At 69.6% G+C, this 22024-nt stretch carries 20 protein-coding genes and 1 pseudogene; 13 read left to right on the forward strand and 8 right to left on the reverse strand.

Going from position 1 to position 22024, the window contains the following annotated elements; translation table 11 throughout:
- Window positions 1–40 precede the first annotated feature (40 nt).
- Together ACFFIA_RS32405 and ACFFIA_RS32410 are read left to right on the forward strand one after the other, a co-directional pair.
- The gene (locus tag ACFFIA_RS32405; protein WP_377258275.1) at window positions 41–202 is read left to right on the forward strand and encodes a hypothetical protein; all 162 of its coding nucleotides are present in this window, start codon (window positions 41–43) and stop codon (window positions 200–202) included.
- A complete protein-coding gene (locus ACFFIA_RS32410; RefSeq protein WP_377258278.1) occupies window positions 199–1218 on the forward strand; it encodes a cupin-like domain-containing protein in 1020 nt (339 codons plus the stop codon). The genes ACFFIA_RS32405 and ACFFIA_RS32410 overlap by 4 nt, the downstream gene beginning before the upstream one ends.
- 45 nt (window positions 1219–1263) lie before the next feature.
- Here the strand turns inward: ACFFIA_RS32410 and ACFFIA_RS32415 are convergent, their stop codons facing one another.
- Entirely contained in the window at window positions 1264–1434 is a 171-nt protein-coding gene (locus ACFFIA_RS32415) for a hypothetical protein (RefSeq protein ID WP_377258281.1), read from the reverse strand.
- Window positions 1435–1805: 371 nt separating this feature from the next.
- Here ACFFIA_RS32415 and ACFFIA_RS32420 point away from each other — a divergent pair, with 371 nt between their 5' ends.
- Complete coding sequence (locus ACFFIA_RS32420) at window positions 1806–2342, forward strand: tetratricopeptide repeat protein (protein ID WP_377258336.1); 537 nt, start codon at window positions 1806–1808, stop codon at window positions 2340–2342.
- Here ACFFIA_RS32420 and ACFFIA_RS32425 read toward each other — a convergent pair.
- Window positions 2254–3264, reverse strand: a complete 1011-nt coding sequence (locus ACFFIA_RS32425) for an SDR family NAD(P)-dependent oxidoreductase (protein ID WP_377258284.1) — start codon at window positions 3262–3264, stop codon at window positions 2254–2256. The two genes, ACFFIA_RS32420 and ACFFIA_RS32425, sit on opposite strands and share 89 nt — an antisense overlap.
- Window positions 3265–3337: 73 nt before the next feature.
- On the opposite strand from ACFFIA_RS32425, the gene ACFFIA_RS32430 reads away from it, so the two are divergent.
- Window positions 3338–4255: an AraC family transcriptional regulator gene (locus ACFFIA_RS32430; RefSeq protein WP_377258287.1), complete on the forward strand. Its 918-nt coding sequence runs from the start codon at window positions 3338–3340 to the stop codon at window positions 4253–4255.
- A gap of 468 nt (window positions 4256–4723) precedes the next feature.
- On the opposite strand, the gene recD2 is transcribed toward ACFFIA_RS32430, so the two are convergent.
- Both recD2 and ACFFIA_RS32440 read right to left on the reverse strand, forming a co-directional pair.
- The gene (recD2, locus tag ACFFIA_RS32435) at window positions 4724–6952 is read right to left on the reverse strand and encodes an SF1B family DNA helicase RecD2 (RefSeq protein ID WP_377258339.1); all 2229 of its coding nucleotides are present in this window, start codon (window positions 6950–6952) and stop codon (window positions 4724–4726) included.
- Window positions 6953–7592: 640 nt separating this feature from the next.
- Complete coding sequence (locus tag ACFFIA_RS32440; protein ID WP_377258290.1) at window positions 7593–8315, reverse strand: SDR family NAD(P)-dependent oxidoreductase; 723 nt, start codon at window positions 8313–8315, stop codon at window positions 7593–7595.
- A 124-nt stretch (window positions 8316–8439) separates the two neighbouring features.
- Here ACFFIA_RS32440 and ACFFIA_RS32445 point away from each other — a divergent pair, with 124 nt between their 5' ends.
- The 8 genes from ACFFIA_RS32445 to ACFFIA_RS32480 all read left to right on the forward strand — a co-directional run bounded on the left by ACFFIA_RS32445 (window position 8440) and on the right by ACFFIA_RS32480 (window position 16854).
- A complete protein-coding gene (locus ACFFIA_RS32445; RefSeq protein WP_377258293.1) occupies window positions 8440–9225 on the forward strand; it encodes an IclR family transcriptional regulator in 786 nt (261 codons plus the stop codon).
- A 212-nt stretch (window positions 9226–9437) separates the two neighbouring features.
- On the forward strand, window positions 9438–10379 hold the full coding sequence (locus tag ACFFIA_RS32450) for an ABC transporter permease (RefSeq protein WP_308717345.1): 942 nt from the start codon (window positions 9438–9440) through the stop codon (window positions 10377–10379).
- Between the two features lie 175 nt (window positions 10380–10554).
- Window positions 10555–11520 carry an ABC transporter permease gene (locus ACFFIA_RS32455; protein ID WP_377258297.1) on the forward strand — a complete coding sequence of 322 codons (966 nt, stop codon included), beginning with the start codon at window positions 10555–10557 and terminating at the stop codon, window positions 11518–11520.
- 8 nt (window positions 11521–11528) lie between these two features.
- Entirely contained in the window at window positions 11529–13106 is a 1578-nt protein-coding gene (locus ACFFIA_RS32460) for an ABC transporter substrate-binding protein (RefSeq protein WP_377258300.1), read from the forward strand.
- A gap of 77 nt (window positions 13107–13183) precedes the next feature.
- On the forward strand, window positions 13184–14194 hold the full coding sequence (locus tag ACFFIA_RS32465; protein WP_377258303.1) for an ABC transporter ATP-binding protein: 1011 nt from the start codon (window positions 13184–13186) through the stop codon (window positions 14192–14194).
- Entirely contained in the window at window positions 14191–15198 is a 1008-nt protein-coding gene (locus tag ACFFIA_RS32470) for an ABC transporter ATP-binding protein (protein WP_377258306.1), read from the forward strand. Before ACFFIA_RS32465 ends, ACFFIA_RS32470 begins: the two co-directional genes overlap by 4 nt.
- On the forward strand, window positions 15191–15892 hold the full coding sequence (locus ACFFIA_RS32475) for an RraA family protein (RefSeq protein ID WP_377258309.1): 702 nt from the start codon (window positions 15191–15193) through the stop codon (window positions 15890–15892). The genes ACFFIA_RS32470 and ACFFIA_RS32475 overlap by 8 nt, the downstream gene beginning before the upstream one ends.
- On the forward strand, window positions 15892–16854 hold the full coding sequence (locus tag ACFFIA_RS32480) for a mannonate dehydratase (RefSeq protein ID WP_377258312.1): 963 nt from the start codon (window positions 15892–15894) through the stop codon (window positions 16852–16854). Before ACFFIA_RS32475 ends, ACFFIA_RS32480 begins: the two co-directional genes overlap by 1 nt.
- Window positions 16855–16863: 9 nt before the next feature.
- Here the strand turns inward: ACFFIA_RS32480 and ACFFIA_RS32485 are convergent, their stop codons facing one another.
- Together ACFFIA_RS32485 and ACFFIA_RS32490 are read right to left on the reverse strand one after the other, a co-directional pair.
- Window positions 16864–18363 (reverse strand): glycosyl hydrolase, encoded by a 1500-nt coding sequence (locus ACFFIA_RS32485; protein ID WP_377258315.1) that lies wholly within the window; start codon window positions 18361–18363, stop codon window positions 16864–16866.
- Window positions 18364–18452: 89 nt separating this feature from the next.
- Window positions 18453–18776 carry an IS110 family transposase gene (locus ACFFIA_RS32490; RefSeq protein ID WP_377258318.1) on the reverse strand — a complete coding sequence of 108 codons (324 nt, stop codon included), beginning with the start codon at window positions 18774–18776 and terminating at the stop codon, window positions 18453–18455.
- A gap of 244 nt (window positions 18777–19020) precedes the next feature.
- On the opposite strand from ACFFIA_RS32490, the gene ACFFIA_RS32495 reads away from it, so the two are divergent.
- Window positions 19021–19410 (forward strand): VOC family protein, encoded by a 390-nt coding sequence (locus ACFFIA_RS32495; protein ID WP_377258321.1) that lies wholly within the window; start codon window positions 19021–19023, stop codon window positions 19408–19410.
- Between the two features lie 265 nt (window positions 19411–19675).
- Here the strand turns inward: ACFFIA_RS32495 and ACFFIA_RS32500 are convergent, their stop codons facing one another.
- Window positions 19676–19975 carry a YciI family protein gene (locus ACFFIA_RS32500; protein ID WP_377258324.1) on the reverse strand — a complete coding sequence of 100 codons (300 nt, stop codon included), beginning with the start codon at window positions 19973–19975 and terminating at the stop codon, window positions 19676–19678.
- A 627-nt stretch (window positions 19976–20602) separates the two neighbouring features.
- A pseudogene (locus ACFFIA_RS32505) lies at window positions 20603–22024 on the reverse strand (hypothetical protein); the annotation flags it as partial.

Below are 22024 nucleotides of genomic sequence, written 5' to 3' on the forward strand. Positions count from 1 at the left end.
GTCCCAGAGAAATCCAAGTGTGGTGGGGCAGCGTGAGCCCATGACTACCTCGAATGTCGAACGCTCTCGCCACGCCCTGCCCGCACCGACCGTGATGGACAACCTGGAGTTGGAGAGCCAGGTCAAGAACAACTACGTCGACTGCATCACCCTGAGCGCCCGGTCCCCGCGGCGGCCGCTGCCGTTGCCGGCTCAGCGTTGACGGCGACTGTCGAGGCCGGTGCGCGGGTCGAGGTGCCCGCGCACTGGCGCTCCTGGACGGCGGAGAACTTGGCGCTGGGCGTACCCCGGCAGCAGGTCGTCGAGGCGCTGCGCGAGGCTGGCCTGCCCGGGGAGGCCGTCGAGGCCGAGGTCGCTAGGGCGCTCGACGACCCCTACGTCGCGGCGGCGGTGCGGATCGGCCGCCGCTACGGATGGGCGGAGTCGCTGCTCGAGCTCTACAGCGAGCTGCGGGACAAGGCCGGGCAGCACACGCTGCCCCGCGTGACCGGGGCACGGCCGGAGGAGTTCTTCGGGTACTACTACGCCAACCGGCCGGCGGTGTTCGCCGGTGTGGCCGACCAGTGGCCCGCGCGGCAGTGGACCCCGGCGAACCTGCGCCAGCGGTTCGGTGCGGTCGAGGTGGAGGTGATGACCGGGCGGGACGCCAACCCCGAGCACGCCTGGCAGCACGACGCCCACCGCGCCCGGATGTCGTTCGGCGAGTACCTGACGATGGTCGAGTCGGGGGGCGAGACCAACGACTACTACATGGTGCCGCGCAACGAGAACTGGCAGAACGGCCTGGGCGGCATGGTCTCCGACGTGCGGGCGATCCCCGGCGTCGTCGACCCGCGGCTGCTGCCCGAGACCCTGACCCTGCTGCTCGGGCCGGCCGGCACGGTGACGCCGCTGCACCACGACAACATGAACATCCTGCTGTGCCAGGTGGTGGGGCGCAAGCTGATCCGGCTCGTCCCTTCGTACCAGCGGCACCTGGTGTATCCGCGGGGCGGCACGTACAGCCACGTCGACGCGGGCAACCCCGATCTGGAGTCGCACCCCCTCTACGCCGACGCCACGGTGCTGGAGGCGGTGCTCGAATCGGGCGACGCGGTGCTCATACCGGCGGGTTGGTGGCACTGGGTGAAGGCGCGGGAGGTCAGCGTCAACGTGTCCTTCCACCACTTCGCCGTGCCGGGCGGAAACCACTACCTGCACCCGCCCCGGGCGGCCTGAACGAGCGGGAAGATGGGGGCGAGCCCGCGGGCTCGCCCCCATCCGTCATCCCCGGTCCTTCTCTGGGGGCGGGTCGGGAAACTCCTGCACCCCGAGGCCCGGCGTCGTGGTCGGCGGCGGGTCCCGGACCTCGATCCCGGCCACGAGCGCCGCCACCATCGCGGCGGCCGCGAGCGCGGCCGCCGCGGAGCCGATCCGTGCGACGATTCTCGCCATCAGTCATCACCTCCTTCTCCCGGGCCAAGCCTGGGGGAGGCGTCTTGGATTCTGGTGGGAACGGCCGGCCGCTCCGGCAGGTAGCTGTCGGGTCAGGAGCGGGCACCGGCGTTGGCGCCGTTGGCGGGGCCGCGGGAAGGTGGACACGGGATCGAGCCGTCCGCGTTGCGCGGACCAGTAATGGTGCTGGGTTGGTGCTCGCCAGCGTCCATGTGCCGCCGATGTCCCACGAGTTACCGCCGCCGCTGGAGTTGGCCGTCCGTGTCCTGGGTGAGGTCGGCGATCCGGTCGCCGAACATGTACTCGACACCATCCCGGGTGTCGTCGTAGAGCACCCGGGCCAGGTCCCGAGCAGGATCTCGATCTACGAGATGTATCCGTCGCCGCCGTCGTCGTCCGCGCGGAGGTCTCCAGCACGTTCCCGTCGACGTGGACCGTGTGCGCGCCGCAGTTGGCCGGGCTGCACCGCGCTCGGCGTAACCAGGCAGCTGACCGGCGAACTGGAAGGCGCTGCTATCGCCTTGGCCGAAGCCCGCGACATCTACCAGGACGTCGGCAGCCGGCTCGGAAGCGCCGAGGTCAACAACGCCCTCGGCGTCCTGCTACTGCACCAGGGCCAAACCCCTACCGCGCTGGAGCACCACAATGCCGCCCTGCACGCCGCCAACGAAGCCCAGAACAGCCTGGAAGAGGCGAACGCTCTGCGCGGCATCGCGTCATGCCTGCACGCACTCGACAAGCCCGCCGAATCAATCAGTCACCTGCGCCAGGCCCTAGAAATCTATTCGGCTCACGTAAAGACAACAGAATCACGAAACACTAGTTTGATCCAAGAGGGGAGCTCAGCAGCCTTTCGCTCAGTTCCCATAGGCGTTGTGCGGACTGTGGGTCGATGGCGTGTGAGATGACTTCGGAGGGAGGCTCAAGCGCGGACATCGGTCGGGGCTCATCGTCCAGGGGTGAGATGTCGTTGTCTTTGAGATACACGCCTCCGATCTCGGTGAGCAGTGGGCTCGTCGCGGCGAATACGATGGTGCTCGCTCCCTGTTGCGGTGTCTTCTTCCCGTGCTCGGGATCGATGACGGGCTTGCCGTTCTCGTCGATCAGTCCTTCGGCTCGGAGTGTTTCCTCGCCGGAGGCGCTGTTCAAGCCGGTGCCGACTACGACGCCCGGATGGGCTGCGTATGCGCGGATGCCGGCCGGCGCGTACCGTCGATCGAGTTCGACGGTGAAGAGGATGTTGGCGGTCTTGGATTGTGCGTAGGCGAGGCCAGGGGAGTAGGCGGTGGCTCGGAAAGTCGGGTCATCCCACAGGACGTCAGAGAATCGGTGCGCGCCCGACGTGACGTTGACGACGCGGGAGCCGTGAGCGGCGCGCAGGGCAGGCAGCAGAGCGAGCGTGAGTTGGAAGTGTCCGAGATGATTCGTCGCGAATTGCGCCTCGTAGCCGCGGGCGTCCCGGACCAGATTCGGCGGTGCCGGGAGGCCCGCATTGTTGATCAGGACGTGCAACGGCCGACCGGATCCGGCGTATCGGCCCGCGAAGGCATCGATCGACGCGGTGTCAAGAAGGTCGAGACTGCCGATTTCTACTCGCTCGATCCCGATCAGCGCTGCCGCAGCACGTTCGGGGTCGCGTGATCCGACCGTCACCGACGCACCCGCACGGCTGAGCGCGCGGGTCGTCTCGAAGCCGATCCCTGCGTGTCCCCCCGTCACGACGATGTTCGTTCCGGACAGGTCGAGGCCGACCAGGACCTCGTCCGCGGTCGACGAGGCGGTGAACCCTGAGCCGATCGGGTGTTGCCTGTGCGCGATGTTCTGTGTCATACCTCCATGTTCTGCCATGCGGGGCGGACTCTGAATAGTTGTGCGTCCTAGTTTCTTTTGACAGAGTACGAGCATGTCCGTTGATCGACTGTCCGAAGTCCTCGACCTCGTTGAGGTCTGCGGGGTGGCGTCCGGCGGGTTCGCAGCACGGGGCCGGTGGTTCACCCGCGGCGAGGTCCACATCCCGTTGAAGCTCATCGCCATGGTGTACGGCCAGGCGCAGCTCACCACCGACGGAGTCGACGCGCCCGTCTTACTCCGGCCAGGAGACGTAGCCGTTCTGAATGGCAGGTCCTGGCTAGAACTCAAAGGAGGCACTGGTGACAGCCCACAGCGCGAGATCCTGCCCGAGGAGGACTTCTCCTCGGCTCGGCTACGCGCCGCCGATGGACAGGTCGACGACGTCGTCGTCGGCGGGCGTATCGACATCGCCCCAGCCGGACGGGCGCTGTTGCTCAACGCTTTGGAGCCCGTGACGCACATACGCGCCGCCGCCGATGCCGCGCCCCTGCACGACATTCTCCGCCGTCTCCTCGACGAAGTCACCGGACGGCGGGTGGGATCGGCGTTCGCGATCCGGCAGCACGGCCAGCTCCTGCTGCTGGAGGTACTGCGTGCCTATGTCAGCCGTACCGACCTGCCTCCCGGATGGCTCAGCGTCCTCAAAGACGCACAACTGCGGCCTGCGCTCGATCTCATCCACGACCACCCGGAGAAGCCATGGGGACTACAGGACCTCGCCCGGGCTGCCGCCATGTCGCGCACGTCATTCGCCGAGCGTTTTCGCAAGACGGCGGGCACACCCCCTCTGACTTACCTCAGCCAGTGGCGCATGTTGCTCGCGCGGCGTTCACTGCGCGACAGTGATGTGCGGATCTCAACTCTTGCGTTCGAGTTGGGTTATGCATCCGAAAGCACATTTAGTACGGCATTCAAACGCGTGGTCGGCGAGTCTCCGCAGCGGTACCGGCGCCGCCTGGATACCGCGTGACCGGAGCACGGTTCGAGGGGCCTGTTCGGACGATCCAAGAGGCAGACGTCAACGCGACCCGGCGGTCTGTACCGACTCAAGATCCATGTGGGTGGGAGTCGCTCTTCGGCGACGGAAGGCGTACGGCGTTGACCTGTTCGATGACGGCGTGGCCGCGGTGGTGGGCTTCGACCTGGGCCAGGGTGTACGGGGAGTCGGTGAACACGGCGTGGCGTCGAGAAGCTTCCGCAACAGCTCGTGATTCGAGCCGGCCTTCGTGGCCAGGGTCAGGCGGTTCGGGGAGTGATCCGGACGCCCCACAACCACGATCGGACATCCGAAAACCGTGTCCGCGGGCCCGGCGGCCTACTGTCGCCCACTCGGAGCACCAGAGGTCCGTTGGCAGCTGCGTTTCCAAAACCGCCGGATGGCCGATCTGAAGCCCCGCCTGACCAACATGTTTCCCGGGCTAACGCTATCGCCGCCGGGTCACGAACCTCTGGTGGTAACGCGATCGTGGAGGCGGTGGGTGAGGGCTGTGTGGCGGCGTCCAGCGCTGGCGGTGCGTACTGCGATGGCTAGGGCTTTGCGGCTGCCGACGAGTACGACGAGGCGTTTGGCTCGGGTGACGGCGGTGTAGATCAGGTTGCGTTGCAGCATTGTGTAGGAGTTCATGGTGATCGGGATGACGACGGCTGGGTATTCGCTGCCCTGGGAGCGGTGCACGGTGATGGCGTATGCGTGTTGGAGTTCGTCGAGTTCGTCGAAGTCGTAGTCGAGGTCCTCGTCTTCGTCGGTCCGTACGGTCAGCTGCCGGTCCACGGTGGACAGAGCGGTGACGATTCCGACGGTGCCGTTGAACACACCGTTGGCGCCCTTGTCGTAGTTGTTGCGGATTTGGATGACTTTGTCGCCGACCCGGAATACCCGGGCGCCGTGGCGGCGTTCCGGTGCCCCGTCCCGGTACGGGGCGAGGGCCTGCTGCAGCATGGTGTTGAGGTTGCCGGCACCGGCCGGGCCGCGGTGCATCGGGGTCAGGACCTGGATGTCGCGGGGTTTGATGCCGAACCGGCCCGGTATCCGGTGGGCGACGACATCCACGACCAATTCCGCGGCGGCCTGCGGTTCGTCGGCCGGGAACAAGAAGAAGTCCGGGTGCTGGCCGAATACCGGTGGCTGTCCGGCGTTGATGCGGTGGGCGTTGACGACCACGCCGGATTGTTGAGCCTGCCGGAATATGTGCGTGAGCCGTACCCGGGGAATGGTCGCGGCGGCGAGCACGTCGCGTAGCACCTCCCCGGCACCGACCGACGGCAGTTGGTCCACGTCGCCGACCAGCAGCAGGTGCGCACCAGGCGGGATCGCCTTGACCAGCTTGTTGGCCAGGATCAGGTCGAGCATGCTGGATTCATCGATCACGATCAGGTCGGCGTCGATCGGATTGTCCCGGTCGAAGGCCGCATCGCCGCCGGGGCGTAGCTGCAGCAGGCGGTGCACGGTGACGGCGGGGTGCCCGGTCAACTCGGTCAACCGTTTGGCGGCCCGACCGGTGGGCGCCGCGAGCACGATCTTCGCTTTCTTGGCTGCCGCGAGGGTGATGATGGACTTGACGGTGAAGGACTTGCCGCAGCCGGGCCCACCGGTCAACACCGCGACCTTGGACGTGAGTGCCAGCCGCACCGCCTGCTGCTGCTCGTCGGCCAACTCCGTCCTGGTGCGGGTACGCAGCCAAGCCAGGGCCTTGCCCCAGTCCACGCCGTCGAAGGCCGCCATCCGGTCGGTCTTGGCGTTGAGCAGCCGCAGCAGGTTGCCGGCCAAGGCGGTCTCGGCGCGGTGGAACGGCACCAGGTAGACCGCCGGGATCGTGCCGGCTTCGCTGCTGGGGTTCGGGACCGGCTCGCGGACCACGCCCTCGGCCGCGGCCAGCTCGTCCAGGCAGGTACGTACCAGGTCTGTGGGCACTTGCAGGATCTGTGCGGCGTCGGCGATCAGGTTCGGTTCGGGCAGGTAGCAGTGTCCGTTGTCGGCCGCTTCGGACAGGGTGTACTGGATGCCGGCCTGGACCCGTTGCGGGCTGTCGTGTGGTATCCCGACCGCCTGGGCGATGGTGTCGGCGGTCTTGAAACCGATGCCCCACACGTCGGCCGCCAGCCGGTACGGCTCGTTACGCACCACCGATATCGACGCGTCGACGTACTTCTTGTAGATCCGCACTGCCAGGGAGGTGGACACCCCGACGCCCTGCAGGAAGACCATCACCTCCTTGATCGCTTTCTGTTCCTCCCACGCGGCAGCGATCATCTGCGTGCGTTTCTTACCCAGTCCGTGTACCTCGATCAGCCGGGTCGGCTCCTGCTCGATGACCCGCAGGGTGTCGACGCCGAAATGCGTCACGATCCGCTCGGCCATCTTCGGCCCGATCCCCTTGATCAGCCCCGAACCCAGGTACCGCTGGATGCCCTGGATGGTGGCCGGCAACACCGTCGTATACGAGAACACCTCGAACTGGCGACCGTACTGGGGATGCGAGCCCCACCGGCCAGTCAGCCGCAGGCTCTCACCCGGCTGCGCCCCCAGCAGCGGCCCCACCACCGTCAGCAGATCCGCGCCAGAACGGTCGGTGGCGACCCGGGCGATCGTGTAACCGGTCTCCTCATTCGCATAGGTGATCCGCTCCAACACCGCCTCCAACACCGCACCCGGACTCGGACGCTTGATACCGGCAACCGGAGGCGATGAGGTCACCACGACATCCTGCCGGACACCACCGCGGCCAAGACGCCCCGGGCGCCGCCAGCGTTGCCACACAGCGATCCACCTGCGTGCCCTCACAGCAGCACCCCAGTGCCGGACATGCATGTTGAGCAGAACCAAAGCCGTCATCGATTCGTGGGGCGGAGTGCCGTGTCGACGGCGGTACGGTGGCCGGGTGACTGACTGGCACCCCGAGCAACGGTTCCGCGAGGACCCAGGATCTCGCGGTGCTGCCCCTGCTCGGGGCGATCGTGCCGCTGGGCCTGTTCGCAATGCTGGTGCAGCGGCGGGTGCGCTCTTGGTGGTTGCTACTACCGCTCGCGGCGGCGACCCGGGTGCTGGTCCGCGAGTCCGTGCTCGCGCGCTGCGCGGGTCGTTGGACCCGCCGACGGCACCAGCGCCCCGCCACGGCGAACCGGTGCCCGCTTCGACGACTCGCCCCGCCACGGCGAGCCGATTCCGGTGCGGCCCGGCCCGGGCGCTTCCCACACGGCGAGCCAGACAGCGGCTACGCGCCCGGCGACCGGCGGGGCCGCGGGGCCGGCCACCGGCCACCGCACCCTGATCTGGTCTTCAGGTCGCAATCACCGCGAGGTGGGTCCGGTCACCCCTGGATGAGGTACCCACCGTCGACGGGGAGGACGGTCCCGGTGATGTAGCTGGCAGCGTCGCTTGCCAGGAAGAGGATCGCGGCGGCCACCTCCTCTGGCCGCCCCACGCGGCGCTGCGGGATGCGGTCGGCGAGTTGGCCGGCGATCTCGGGCTTGTCGAGGCTGGTCGCGTTCATGCTGGTGCGGATGGCGCCGGGCGCGACGGCGTTGACGCGTATCTCGCGCGGGGCGAGTTCGACGGCGAGGGCTCGGGTGAGCGACTCGATCGCCCCCTTGGACGCGTGGTACGCGGCGTCGCCGGTGAAGCCCAGCCGGGCCCGGATCGAGGAGACGGTGACGACGGACGCTCCGGGGCCGAGGTGCGGCAGCAGCGCCCGTAGGATCTCGACGCCGGCCCAGACGTTGACGTCCATGACTCGGCTCCACAGTGCATGGTCGAGGTCGCCGAGGGCGGCCCGCGGGTCGATGCCCGCGTTGCTGACGAAGCAGTCGACCCGGCCGGGACCGCCCTCGACGTGGCTGGTCAGCTGGTCGACGGTGTCGCGGTCGGTGATGTCGCCGACGACGCTCACGAGCGGGTGGGCGCGGGTGTCCACGCCGATTACCCAGGCGCCGCTTTCGGCGCCGGCGGCGGCGACCGCGGCGCCGATGCCGCTCGCCGCGCCGGTGACGACAATGACCTTGCCGGCCAGCGAGCCCGCGAACGGGTATGGCATCCGGTGCGCCTTTCGTCGATTCTGGAGCCGACCGCCGCAGCATAAGTCCATCGCGTATCACAGGACAAGCGATGGTTGTGTAGAGTGCAACTAGCACATCCACTCTGACGATTGGCGGTCATCCATGGCGGTACGCGACAGCGAGGTCGAGCCCGAGACCGGCGCGAGCCCGGTGCGGACCCTTGCGCGCGGACTGACGCTGCTTGAGCTGATCGCCGGCGAGCCGGACGGCGTCAGCATCACCGAGCTGGCCAGCGGCAGCGGCCTTGACAAGGGCACCGCCTGGCGGCTGGTCGCCGCGCTCCGCGACCGGGGCTACGTGCGGCAGCGCACCGGCGACCGGCGGTACGTCCTCACTGGCAAGCTGCTCAACCTCTCGCAGGGCTTCATCGGCCGGCTCGACCTGCGCTCCGCGGCGCGTCCGCACCTGGAGCGGCTCCGCGAGCGGAGCCGGGAGACCGTCCACCTGGCGGTGCTCGACGGTGCGACCGTGGTCTACATCGACCACCTGGAGCCCGACCGGGCCGTCCGGGTGCGCTCGGCCGTCGGCAACGTGCTGCCGCTGCACGTCACCGCCATGGGGCGGGCCATCCTCGCGGCGTTCCCCGAGTCGTCGCGCGCTCAGGTCCTGGCCGAGAGCCGCCTCGACGCCAGCCACGACCACCTGGTGTACGACCTGGACAGGCTCGCCGAGGCGGTCGAGTTCGCTGTCGCGCGCGGCTGGGCCACGGTCAGCCGGCAAGACGAGGTGAGCCGCGTCGGCGCGGCCATCACCGAAGCCAGCGGCCGCCCGGTCGGCGCGGTGAGCGTCTCCGGCCCGGCGTACCGGATGAACGGCGACCTGAGCTGGGCGGGCGATCTCGTGCGCGAGGCGGCGGCGGCGATATCGGCGGAGCTCGGCGCGGCCTGACCCGCGCGTCACACACGACCCTGCGGCACCCGCCCGTAGGGGCGGCGGAGCCGTGCTCGGCGTCCCCGCGTTACAAGATCGCAACAAGGGCTTGACAGCCCGATCACCTGCGATGTTCTCTGTAACCTGCACAACAGCGTTGCGTTAAACACAACAGCACGCTTCGCGGGAGGGGACACGATGGATCGGCAGCAGGGCACGGGGTGGCCGCCGTGCTGAGGTTCGTGGGTCGCCGCCTCCTCCAGACCGTGCCGGTCGTCGTGATCATGAGCTTCGTCGTGTTCGCCGTGACGAGCCTGCTCCCCGGCGACGCCGCCCGTTCGGTGGCGGGGGAGGGCGCCTCGCAGGAGCAGGTCGACCGGATCCGCGAGCAGCTCGGCCTCGACGACAACGTCTTCGTCCGGTACGTCAGCTGGTGCGGCCGGCTCCTCCGCGGCGACCTGGGCACGTCGCTGACCAGCGGGCAGAGCGTGCGGGAGATGCTGGCCATCGCGGTGCCGGTGACCGCGGAGCTGGCCCTGCTCGCCATCCTCGTCGCCCTGCTGATCGGGCTCCCGGCCGGTGCGCTGACCGCGACCCGCCGTGCCGGCTGGATCGACACCGCGGTCAGCGGGCTCGCCCTGGTCGGCGTCTCGATGCCCTGGTTCTGGCTCGGCTTGCTGCTGGTTCTCGGCCTGTCACTGGGGCTGCCCTGGTTCCCAGCCAGCGGCTACACGGCGTTTACGACCGACCCGGTCGACAACCTGACCCACATGGTGCTGCCCACGCTCACTGTCGCGGTCGGCCTGCTCGCCCTGGTACTGCGGCAGACCCGAGCCGCGCTGCTCAACGTGATGTCGGAGGATTACATGCGTACCGCGACAGCCAAGGGGCTGAGCCGCGGCCGGGTGGTGGTGCGCCATGGCCTGCGCAACGCCCTGATGCCGGTCGTCACCGTCGTGGGCCTACAGGCGGGCGCGCTGCTCGGCGGCGCCGTCATCACCGAGACCGTGTTCGGCCTGCCGGGGCTGGGCCGAATGCTGGTCAACGGCATCTTCTCCCGGGACTACCCGGTGATCCAGGGCGCCGTCCTGGTCATCGTGCTCGCTGTCCTGGCGGTGAACGTGGTGACCGACGTGCTCTACGCCGCCCTCGATCCGCGGGTGCAGCTGTGAGCGCGCGAGTTGGCGCGGCGGCGTCTGGACGGAGCCGGCCCGCCGACGAAGTCGGGGTCCGGGGCCCCCGCGTAAACGTGGAGCGCAGCGGAGCGTTTTCGTGGGGTGGATTTCCGGGCCGGCGGAGGAAGACGTCGCCTTCAGCGCCGCACGAGCAAGCGAACCTGGAGGCGCTGTGAGCGGCCGCGGGTCCACCGGGGCGGACAGCTATCTGCGGCTGATCGGGCGCCGGTTCGGCAGCGCACCGCTCGCGGTCGCCGGGGCCGTGGTGCTCGCGCTGCTGGTCGTGGTCGCCGTCTTCGCCCCGCTGATCGCGCCGTACAGCCCGGACGCGGTCGACGTCGGCCAGGTGCTCAAGCCGCCGAGCGGTGCGCACCTGTTCGGCACCGACGAGCTCGGCCGCGACATCCTCAGCCGCTCCCTGTACGGCGCCCGCGTCTCGCTGCTCGTCGTCGGCGCCGCCCTGGCCGTCGCCCTGTTGGTCGGCGCGGCTGTCGGTGTCCTCAGTGGATACCTCGGCGGCTGGTTCGACGCGCTCGTCATGCGGATCGCCGACGCGCTGCTGGCGTTCCCGATTTTGGTGCTGGCGCTGGCCATCGTGGCCGCCCTCGGGCCGAACATCCGCAACGCGGCGATCGCCATCGCCGTGGTCAACATCCCCGGTTTCGCCCGCCTGGCCCGCGGCGAGGTGCTGGCGCTGCGGCACCGGGAGTTCATCGAGGCGGCCCGGGCGGCGGGCAGCTCGACGTTCAGCATCCTGGTCAACCACGTGTCCCGCAGCATCGCCGGCACCATGCTGGTGTACGGCTCGCTGCGCGCCTCGGTCGGCATCATCACCGAGTCCGCCCTGTCGTACCTGGGCCTGGGCGCCCAGCCGCCGACCCCGACCTGGGGCGGGATGGTCGCCACCGGCTCGCAGTACATCACCGAAGCCTGGTGGCCCAGCTTCTTCCCCGGCCTGGCCATCTTCCTGGCGGTGTTCAGCCTCAACGCCGTGGGGGACGGGCTCAACGACGCTCTCAACGTACGCATCGGTGCCGTCGTCCGGCGGCGGCTCAGGTGGGGCCGGCTGTTTTCCCCGTCCGCACGCCCCGGCGCCGCGCCTGTCGCGGAGTCCTCCGCTCCATCCGTCCGTCCATAGGAGACGATATGAACCGTCCGTTTCGCCGCGGCCGGCGCGCGCTCGCGCTCGGCCTGACGGCCTTCGTCATGCTTGCCGGCGCCTGCTCGTCCACATCGGACAGCGGCGGGGACGCCGGCGGCGGCGCGCCGGTGCGCGGCGGCACGCTCACCGTCGGGCTGCAGGTCGCGCCGAAGAGCCTCGACCCGCTCTTCGGAAACGCGCCCGACCTCGACCGCAATGTTTTCAACGCCTTCTACCAGACGCTGGTACGGATCGAGCCGGGCGGCAAGGTCGCCGACGTGCTGGCCAGTCGGCACACCGTCTCCCCCGACGGCCGCACGTACACGTTCACGCTGCGGCAGGGGGTGACGTTCAGCGACGGCACGCCATTCGACGCGGACGCGGTCGTCTTCAACCTGGAGCGGGTCACCGACCCGGCGAACAACTCGCCCCGCGCGGTCGACCTCGCGGCGATCGACACCGTCACCGCCACCGACCCCCAGACGGTCACCGTCACGCTGAAGCAACCCACCGCCGCCTTCCTGGCCGGGCTCGCCGGCGAGGCGGGCATGATGGTCTCCCCGACCGCGTCCGCCAAGGGCGCCGACGCGCTTCAGCGCGACCCGGTCGGCACTGGGCCGTTCGTCTTCGACGGATTCCTCAACGGCGCGGACATCAAGGCCAAGCGCAACCCCGCGTACTGGGAGAAGACCGACGACGGCGGCCAGCTGCCGTACTTCGACGCGATCACGTTCCGGGTCATCCCGGACGCGAACGTCAAGATGACCGACCTCAAGACCGGCGGGGTACAGCTGATCGACACCGTACCGATCCGCCAGGCGGCGGCGCTCGCGTCGGACGACGGGTACCAGCTCATCGAGGGGCGCGGCGTGGAGAAGTGGATGGCGTTCAACACCACCCGGCCGCCCTTCGACGACGTGCGCGTACGCCAGGCCGTCGCGTACGCGATCGACCGGAATGCGATCTCCTCGGCGATCACCAACGGGCAGGGCACCGTCCCGGCGACGCTCTGCACCAAGACCGAGATCTGCCACGACGACGCGGTCAAGCCGACCGCGACCGACGCGGCGAAGGCCCGCTCGCTGCTGGCCGACGCCGGCCGGAGCAACCTCACCGTCACCGTCAGCGTGATCAACCGGGAGCCGGACAACACGATCGCCCAGCTGGTACAGGCCCAGCTCAAGGAGGTCGGCGTGACGGTGAACATCCAGACCTACGAGCGCGAGAAGTGGATCAACTCGGTGCTCGCCCACGACTTCGACCTCGCCACGCTTCAGATCGGCGTACCGCGGCTCGACCCGTCGCTGGCGTTCAACGGCAGCTTCCTGGCGGAGTCGGCGCAGAACTGGGCAGGGGTGAACGATCCCGACCTGTTCGCCGCGGTGGGCGCGGCCAACGCCGGCGCCGACCCGACCAAGCGGCGGGCCGACTTCGCCCGCGCCCAGCAGATCCTGCTGGAGAAGGCGTACTACGTCTTCTTCTACTGGAACACCGACCCGGCCGGGGCGAGCGCCCGGCTGCACGGGGTTACCGGCGACCAGTCGGGTGCCTGGAACCTCACCCGCGCCTGGCTCACGAGCTGACCTGGTACGCGGGCGCCGGCCGGTCCTCCTTCCGGCCGGCGCCCCGGCCCCTTGAACGAACCGAGGAGTTTGTCCGGATGGCCCTGCTGGAAGTCGACGACCTGCACGTCACCGTCACCACCGAGGACGGCCCGGTCCCCGTGATCGACGGCGTCAGCCTCCGGGTGGACGCCGGGGAGACGGTGTGCCTAGTCGGTGAGTCGGGCAGCGGCAAGAGCGTCACCGCGATGTCCGTGCTGCGGCTCAACCCGGAGCCGGCGTTCGCCTATCCGCGCGGCGCCATCCGGGTGGCCGGCGTGGACACGCTGCGGATGCCGGCGCGGCAACTGCGCGCGACCCGGGGCGGCACGGTGGCGATGGTCTTCCAGGACCCGACGACGAGCCTCAACCCCGCCCACCGCATCGGCGACCAGATCGTCGAGGCGATCCGCGCGCACCAGGACGTGAGCCGCGCCGACGCCCGCCGCCGCGCGCTGGAAGTGCTGACCGACGTGGCGATCGCCGAGCCGGAGCGGCGGCTCGACCAGTACCCGCACCAGCTCTCCGGCGGTATGCGACAGCGGGTGCTCATCGCGATGGCGCTGGCCTGCCGGCCCCGCCTGCTCATCGCTGACGAACCCACCACGGCCCTCGACGTCACCACCCAGGCCCGCATCCTGGAGCTGCTGCGCGAGCTGAGCGCCAAGTACGAGCTGGCGCTCCTGCTGGTCACCCACGACCTAGGCGTGGTGGCGCAGATGGCCGACCGGGTGCTGGTGATGTACGCCGGCCGGATCGTCGAGGCCGCCGCCAGCCGCGACGTGTTCTACGACCCGCTGATGCCGTACACCGACGGGCTGCTCAACTCCCGCCCGCGCAGCGTCGCCGACCGGGGCGCCCTGACCCCGATCCCCGGTGCGCCGCCGCGCCTCGGCGACTGGGGCGCCGGCTGCCGCTTCGCGCCGCGCTGCCGGCTCGCCGAAGCCCGCTGCCGTACCGAGTCGCCGGCGCTGACCGCCCCGGACCGCGGGCACCTACGCGCCTGCCTGCTCGACATCGACGACGTACGGGCCCGCCGGCTCGTCCACCGCCAGGTAGCGGCCCGATGAGCGAGCTGCTGCGCTGCGAGGACCTGACCGTGCACTACCCGGTCCGGGCCGGCCTGGGGCGGCGCGAGCGCTCGGTGGTCCGCGCGGTCGACGGCGTGTCGCTGCGCCTCGACGCCGGCCGTACCACCGCGCTGGTCGGCGAGTCCGGCTGCGGCAAGTCCAGCCTCGCCCGCGCCCTGCTCCAGTTGGAACGCCACAGCCGCGGCACGGTCCTGCTCGACGGCCGCCCGGTCGGCGCCGGCGTCGGGATCGCCGAGTTCCGCCGCAGCGTGCAGGTGGTATTCCAGGACCCGTACGCGAGCCTGGACCCGCGCATGTCGGTCGGGCGCAGCATCGAGGAGCCGCTGCGCGCGTTCCATCTCGGCGACGCCGCGGCCCGCCGGCGCAGGGTCAGCGAGGTGCTGGAGCGCGTCGGGCTGCGGGCGAGCGACGCCCGCCGGTACCCGCACGAGTTCTCCGGCGGCCAACGCCAGCGGATCGCGATCGCCCGCGCGCTCGCCCCGAATCCTCGCCTCGTCGTCTGCGACGAGGCGGTCAGCGCTCTCGACGTCTCCGTACAGGCGCAGATCGTCGCCCTGCTCCGCGAGGTACAGGCGGAGTCGGGGCTGGCGTACCTGTTCGTCTCCCACGACCTCGGGATCGTCCGGCAGGTCGCCGACACGGTGGCGGTCATGTACCTCGGCCGGATCGTCGAGCACAACGGGGTCGAGGAGCTGTACACGAGCCCGCGCCACCCGTACACCGAGGCGCTGCTGTCGGCCGTACCGGTGGCCGACCCCGACGTCGAGCGGAGCCGGGAGCGGATCATCCTCGCCGGCCAGATCCCCTCGCCGGCGAGGCCGCCGGCGGGCTGCCGCTTCCACACCCGCTGCCCACGGCTCCAGCCGCGGTGCGAGACCGAACCGCCGGACCCGCTGCCGCTCCCGCCCAGCGGGACGATCGCCTGCCATTTCCCCCTGGAACCCGTCACGCACAAGCACACGGAGGAACCGCACGATGGCTAACCCCTACCGCTACCCGCTGCCCGTCGAGGAGCTGATCGAGCGGTACCGCCAGCTGTACTCGGGCGCCGTCTACGACGTGCTCGACGGGTTCGGCCTGCCCCACCAGGCCCTGGCGACCGACCTCAAGCCGGTCGCCCAGGACATGGTGATCGCCGGCCCCGCGTTCCCGCTCAAAGGGGTGCCGGACAACGTCGGCAAGGAGGAGCTGCGGTCCCGGCGGATCCACATGTTCAACGACATGCGGGCCACCGGCGTACCCCTGGTTGACGTGCGGGACTGTAGCTTCGACACCCAGGTCGCCCACTACGGCGAGATGAACGCGGTCGTCGGCCGGGCCAGCGGGGTCGTCGGCGCGGTGGTCGACGGCGGCTGCCGGGACACCGGGTACCTCATCCGCACCGGCTTCCCGGTCTTCTGCCGTTACCAGACGCCGGTCGAGGCGTTTCGCCGGTGGAGCTACCTGGAGTGGGGCGGCCCGGTCGGGCTGCGCGGCGCACTGTCGTCGATCGTGCCGGTCAGCCCGGGCGACTTCGTCTTCGGCGACCTGGACGGCGTGGTGATCGTCCCGCGCGAGCTGGTCGTCACCGTCCTGGAGAAGACCGAGGACCTGATCCGGCAGGAGAACGACGCCCGGCGCGAGTTCTCCTCCGGCGAGGACCCGGTCACCGTGTACCAGCGGTATGGGCGGCTCTGATGCGGTTCGCCGAGTACCTGCGCCCGGGTCAGGTGACCGAGCGTCGCCTGTTCGTCCAGGCCGGCGTCACCGACGCCGTCTACCGGCTGCCTGAGGCCGACACCAACGCCGGCGTGCTCGACCTCGCCGGCCTGGAACGCGCGCGGGCCGAGCTCGCGGCGGACGGGCTGACCCTGTCGGTGATCGAGCCGGTGCCGCCGATGGAGGCGGTCAAGCAGGGGCTGCCCGACCGCGACCGCGAGCTGGCCCGACTGACCGCGCTGATCGAGGCGATGGGGCGGCTGGGCATCCCGGTGCTCTGCTACAACTTCATGGCCGTCTTCGGCTGGACCCGCTCCCACGTCGACCTGCCCGGCCGGGGCGGGGCGACGGTGAGCGGGTTCAACCTCGACGTGTTCGAGCGGGCCGCCCCGGCGGCGCACCGCATCAGCGACGACGACATGTGGGCGCACTACCGGTACTTCCTCGACGCGATCCTGCCCGCCGCCGAACGCGCCGGCGTGACCCTCGCGCTGCACCCGGACGACCCGCCGGTGCCGTCCCTGCGCGGCGTGGCCCGGATCATGCGCAGCCCCGACAACATCGCCCGCGCCCTGGCCATCTCCGACAGCCCGGCCCACCAGCTCACCTTCTGCCAGGGCACGTTCGCCACCATGGGCGCTGACATCCCGGCCACCATCCGCCGCTTCGCCGACCGCATCGCGTTCGTGCACTTCCGCGACATCCGCGGTGAGGCGACGGACTTCGTGGAGACGTTCCACGACGAGGGAGAGACCGACATGTACGCCGCCATGCGCGCCTACGTGGAGATCGGCTTCTCCGGCCCGGTCCGCACCGACCACGCCCCGACCATGTACGGCGAGAGCAATGACCACCCGGGGTACGCCACCCTCGGTCGCCTCTTCGCGATCGGTTACCTCAAAGGCCTGTACGAGGCGGCGCGCGCCGGCGCCGCCTCGTAACGGCTTCCCTTACTGGTACGCCAGGTAGTCCAGTCCGACCCAGGTGCCCGACGAGGCCGCGTTCTTCCCGTTGAGCACCAGCCGCACGGTGTGTGAGCCGGCGGCCAGACCGCTGCGCTGGAACACTCCGGCCTGGGAGTAGTCCGCCACCGCGTACGTGTCGGCCGAGGCGACGAACGCGCCGTCGACGTAGACGTCGAACTTGCCGCCGGAGGGGAGCTTGCGCGCGTGCAGCCGGAACGACGTGCCGCTGAACGTCGCCTCGGCCCAGGCGCCGGCCGTGTTCGACACCGACTTGGTGCCGGCGTGGTAGAGCGGGTCGGCGGAGTGCGTCCAGGCGCCGCCGTACGTGAACGCGGCGCTGGCATCGTCCACAATGGTCGGTAGCGGCACGCTCCCCCCGATCTCGTCGAGGTTGAGCGTCCACGAGTCGTTCATCAGGTCGGCGGCCCCCGGGTTGCCCCGGATGCTGAAGTTTGTGCTCATCCGCATCCAGAACATAAAGAACGCCGCGTCCGGGAAGTGCGTCTTGATCTCGTTGATCACGGCCGTGCTGTTGCCGCCGGTGCCGGTGGCGAGCCCAACCTCGCTGAAGCCGAGCACCTTGCCGTACGTGGCGCTGCGGAAGTGGTCGTAGTAGGTGCGGTTGGTGTAGCTGGCCCCGTACCGGTCGAACGCGACGATGTCGACGTACCCGTTGCCGGGGTAGCGGGCGGTCACCTTGGTGCCGAACGCCGGGCCGACGTCGGGCGACCACGCCCAGAGCAGGTTGTCCAGCCCGCGGGTGACGGTCAGGTAGTCGTACATGTGCCGCCACACGGTGACGAAGTCGGGGTTGCTGCCGCCGCCCCACCAGAACCAGCCGCCGTTGAGCTCGTGGAACGGCCGCCAGATGACCGGCACCTGGTTGTCCTCGAACCACTGCAAGCCGTCGGCGATCGCGTCCAGCCAGGTCATCCACTGGGTGTTGGCGGCGGTGCCGGTGGTGGCGATCTCGGCGAGCGTGTGGCCGGATGGGATCGTCGACCAGGCGTGCGCACCGCTGAACGGGTTGGAAGCGTGCCAGGTCAGGTGGATGATCCCGCCCTGGTCGCTGTAGCCCTTGGCGAGCTGGCGGAAGTTGGTGAAGTCGGGCATGTTCTCCGCCGCCGTCCCGCCCTGGTAGGTCCGGTTGGACGGGTCGAAGCCGACCAGCCCGACGTACTCGCCGGTGAGGTCGTGTAGCTCCTCGACGTGGTAGTCCCACGCGTCCTGGACGGTGGGCATGCCGTACTCGGGGCGGCCGTAGTTCGGGCTGACGAACTGGCCGGAGACGACCTTCGTGTGCATCCGCTGGGGCAGCTCGGAGAGCCAGTCCAGCAAGTCGGCGGCGTACGGGGCGGTGTTCGGGTTGGACGGTGCCTGGTCGGCCAGGGCCGGGCGGGCGGCGACGGCGGAGCTGAGCAGCGTGACCGCGAGGGCGGTGAGGACCAGGAACGCGCGCCGGAGCGCTCGGGGGACGGAGGCCATGCTCATCCTTTCCACTTCCCGGGGAACGGTTCGGAAGACGCAACCGCGTTGTACTGGAAAGAAAATCAGAGCGCGTCATGGCGTCAATGTCAACGACTTGTTTCGAAAGATAGCGCTAGCTGACTCCCTGTTGCGGACATTGAAACAATGCGGTCACGGACCAGAGTGCGCCGGTAACGGGTCAGGTCCCGCAGCCGGCGGATCGGCTTGGGCGGCACGAAGCTGGGCCGGCACATACCCCGCTCGACCACCTTGGCCAGCCAGACCGCGTCGAGCTTGTCGGTCTTCGGCCGGCCGGGGACGTTCTTGACATGCTTCGCGTTCAGCAGCCAGCACTGGAACCCTTCGGCCTCCAGCAGATAGAACACCGGCTTCCACTCGGGTAGCGGCGCATCGCGAGCAGCGCTCGCCATCGGGCGCGGTCCAGCACGGGCTGTTTACGGCCTCGCCGCCAGCGCAACGACCTCGACGCCTGCTGACCGGCTCGCCGCCTGAGACGAACGCACTGCGGCAGCCGTGAGGGGTTGATGAGGACGGCGTGCATGAACATCCTGGGCCGGCTGATACTCGATTCGGAACCGATCAGGAATCGAGAAGCGGCGGGGTAACCGAGCGAAGTAGCGTGACGGGGCTGGCGGTACGGACAGGGAGACGGCCATGTCGCTACAGGTGAACGTCATCATGCTTGGTGTCAAGGACGTGGAGCGTGCGAAGGCGTTCTACGTCGACGGCCTCGGGTGCGGGGTCGACCAGGACTATCCCGGTTTCGTGCGGGTCAGCCTGGGTGAGGGGTCGTCCATGGTGGCGCTCTACGAGTGGGAGGCAGCGGCGCAGGACGCAGGCGTCCGCGCGGAGGGGTCCGGGTTCCGCGGCGTCTCGCTCCACCACATCACCGACTCGAGGGACGCGGTGGATGAGGTCATGCGGGCGGCGGAGGCCGCCGGCGGCACCGTGGTCAAGGCCGCGGCCGCCGCCCAGTGGGGCGGGTACTTCGGTTACTTCAGCGACCCGGACGGCTACCTGTGGAAGGTGACCACCGCCGACTGAACACGCTGGACGGTCGAAAACAGGCCCGCGCCTTCATCGCGGCGGCCGACTGCGACCCGTATTCGGCCGCGGTCCGCAACTGTGCGCTGGTCTGGGTCCCGTCCGGGTAGGTCTCCGGGTCGACAATCTCTGCCAACTGCACCTGACCGCCTACGGCCGCCACACCTCGAGGCCCACCACGGTGGCGAGGACGCCCGCCCAGTGCCGCCTGTACGCCTCCGTGACCGCGACCTCGACGGGTGTCATGACGCTCCTGCCGGTCGGCTCAGTTGAACTCTTGGATCGGCCGTACTTCGGTGCCGGTGTCCGTCGGGCACCGCTTGGCGATCTCCAGCGTCTCGTCGAGGTCGCGGGCCTCGATGATGTAGAACCCGCCGAGGTTCTCCTTCAGCTCGATGTACGGCCCGTCGTGATGATCATGTCCTCGTCGTCGGGCCGCAGCGGGGAACAGTTCCTTGGCCACCTGCCGGTAGCGGGTGGGGATCGTGGTGAAGTCCAGCATCGGCGCGCGCTGCTGGTGTTGCCGGGCGCAGTTGGCGGGCGCGTAGCACGTACTGGTGGTCACGGGTATCTGGCGCGCTGACGGCAAGGGCAAGACCAGGGCTGGTCACGGTTGTTCCCATGGCTTCTCAACGAGGTCGAGCAGGCAGTCGGCGGTCTTGCGTCCGGTGGCTTTGGCGATCTCGGCCGGGCTGGACTTGGTGAGGATCTCGTGGCGGATCGCGGCCCACGCCGTACCGGGTCCACCAGTCGGCTTCGGACAGCTGTTGGCGGCGAAGCGTGAAGGCGTCGAGTAGTCCGAGCAGCCTCATTGCCATCAAGTTGCTGGCGCTCTCAGCTTGGCGACCGCGGCTCTGGTCGCCACGAAGCGGAATGGACCTGATCAGACCCGTAGCAAGGGTATGCCCACGAGGGTGGGCTGCTGAGCAAGCCGATAGCGCGCATTCGGCAGTTGCGAAGAGTCGGACACCCGATCGGCCGTCACGTTCCGAAGCGAGCCTAACGCGGCAGATCCGGAAACGTGATCAAGCATCAGGTGGTGGCATCGGCCGGTTGAGGGCGGGCGACGGAGTCCCCCCGTCGGCGATCGAGTCGCGCCGGGCGGGTCAGGTTGGTTCGGTGGGACTGGTTCTCGGGTGGTGCGGCCGGCGGGGTCGCCGCGGGATCGGTCACCGCCGCCGGCTGAGACACGTCAGGTGGCGCCGGTACGGATGTTGTCGCGGACATACCGGAAACGGAGGTCGGCCAGGGCGGCGTCGGACGTCAGGCCGTAGCCGCCGTCGCCGCGGTTGAGGTTGTCGCGGTACCAGTGGCTGACGATGTTGGCCTGGGCCTCCGGGTTGTAGGAGTGCCACGGCGCGCCGACCCCGTACACGTATGGGTCGCCCGTGATCTCCTGCAACTGCGCGGCGAGGACCCGGGCGATCTCCGTTGGGTTCGAGTAGTGCTCCAGTTGCCAGGCGTGCACGAGCTCGTGGGCGAACGTCTCGCCCCACTCGCGGGACGCACCGGGGCCGGTCGCGTGGAACGAGAACGGGTCGTCGTAGCCGACCTCGCCCATGTTGATGGTGATGGTGTTGTTGTGCACCAGCCCGCAGAAGGCGCGGTCGTCGTGGCCGATGAGCTTGGTGATCCGGATCCGGTCTGTCGGCAGCCGGTCGCCGAAGATGTGCTTCGCCCAGGCGATCTCCTCCTTGCTCATCACCCGGGACGTCGTCGCGTCGCCGACCCACTGCTGCACGGGGTACGCGACGAGCATCCCGGTCGGCCCGGCCATCCACACCATCGACCCGGTCGCCATCAGGCCGGGCAGCATCGAGCCCTGGTCGATCCACGAGTACAGCCCGCCGCCGAGCATGATGATCGGGGCGATGGCCAGGCCGGCCGGGGTCCAGCCGATGACGATCGTCGTGGACCACGCGATGGTGTCTCGGACGGCGTCGGCGAGGCCGCTGGAGTACTCCAGCTGCGACGTCATCGACCCGGCCAGATAGCTGCCGAGGGCGGCGGCGACGGCCGGGTTGACCGGCAGCCACTCCTCCCAGTCGTGCTCCTCGTGCGAGCCGACGTCGGCGTACCGGTGGAAGGCGAGCGCCGGGCCGCCGCCCCTGGGGCCGATCAGCATGCCCAAGGAGACGCCGTACGAGTCGATGCCGCTGTTGCGGGCGTGCCCGTAGAACCGGGTCGAGCCGTCGTCGAGGAACGCGACGGTCGCCCAGCCGCCGAGCGCCGCCAGGCCGCCGCTCTCGATGGAACGGCTGAACGCCATGAGAGAGAACGGGATCCGGAACCAGGGCTGCCAGCTGCCGTGCCACCAGGTCGACTGGATGCCACCGTCGGCGACGCCGAACACGTCCATCTGGTCGGGGTTGCGGGAGAGGGCCGCGAGCGGGGTCCGCAACGGCAGCGTGGCGTCGCCGATCCGGAACCAGTCGTGCCACTGCCCGTCCCACCACGTGCTCCACAGACCGCCGTCGTGCCCGACCGCGAACAGGTCCATGATGTTCGGGTTGCGGCTCAGCGCTGCGATCGGGGTGTTCGCGGGGAACGTGGCGTTGCCGATGGTGAACCAGGGGTGCCATTCGCCGTGCCAGAAGTTGGACCAGACCCGGCC

It is taken from the genome of Phytohabitans kaempferiae, from assembly GCF_042433955.1.
In the GTDB taxonomy this organism is placed as follows: Bacteria; Actinomycetota; Actinomycetes; order Mycobacteriales; family Micromonosporaceae; genus Phytohabitans; species Phytohabitans kaempferiae.

Coding starts and splice junctions, on each gene's coding strand:
- ACFFIA_RS32405 (WP_377258275.1), top strand. CDS start 41: ATGACTACCTCGAATGTCGAACGCTCTCGCCACGCCCTGCCCGCACCG.
- ACFFIA_RS32415 (WP_377258281.1), bottom strand. CDS start 1,434: ATGGCGAGAATCGTCGCACGGATCGGCTCCGCGGCGGCCGCGCTCGCG.
- ACFFIA_RS32420 (WP_377258336.1), top strand. CDS start 1,806: ATGTATCCGTCGCCGCCGTCGTCGTCCGCGCGGAGGTCTCCAGCACGT.
- ACFFIA_RS32425 (WP_377258284.1), bottom strand. CDS start 3,264: ATGACACAGAACATCGCGCACAGGCAACACCCGATCGGCTCAGGGTTC.
- ACFFIA_RS32430 (WP_377258287.1), top strand. CDS start 3,338: ATGTCCGTTGATCGACTGTCCGAAGTCCTCGACCTCGTTGAGGTCTGC.
- ACFFIA_RS32440 (WP_377258290.1), bottom strand. CDS start 8,315: ATGCCATACCCGTTCGCGGGCTCGCTGGCCGGCAAGGTCATTGTCGTC.
- ACFFIA_RS32445 (WP_377258293.1), top strand. CDS start 8,440: ATGGCGGTACGCGACAGCGAGGTCGAGCCCGAGACCGGCGCGAGCCCG.
- ACFFIA_RS32460 (WP_377258300.1), top strand. CDS start 11,529: ATGAACCGTCCGTTTCGCCGCGGCCGGCGCGCGCTCGCGCTCGGCCTG.
- ACFFIA_RS32465 (WP_377258303.1), top strand. CDS start 13,184: ATGGCCCTGCTGGAAGTCGACGACCTGCACGTCACCGTCACCACCGAG.
- ACFFIA_RS32470 (WP_377258306.1), top strand. CDS start 14,191: ATGAGCGAGCTGCTGCGCTGCGAGGACCTGACCGTGCACTACCCGGTC.
- ACFFIA_RS32475 (WP_377258309.1), top strand. CDS start 15,191: ATGGCTAACCCCTACCGCTACCCGCTGCCCGTCGAGGAGCTGATCGAG.
- ACFFIA_RS32480 (WP_377258312.1), top strand. CDS start 15,892: ATGCGGTTCGCCGAGTACCTGCGCCCGGGTCAGGTGACCGAGCGTCGC.
- ACFFIA_RS32485 (WP_377258315.1), bottom strand. CDS start 18,363: ATGGCCTCCGTCCCCCGAGCGCTCCGGCGCGCGTTCCTGGTCCTCACC.
- ACFFIA_RS32490 (WP_377258318.1), bottom strand. CDS start 18,776: ATGGCGAGCGCTGCTCGCGATGCGCCGCTACCCGAGTGGAAGCCGGTG.
- ACFFIA_RS32495 (WP_377258321.1), top strand. CDS start 19,021: ATGTCGCTACAGGTGAACGTCATCATGCTTGGTGTCAAGGACGTGGAG.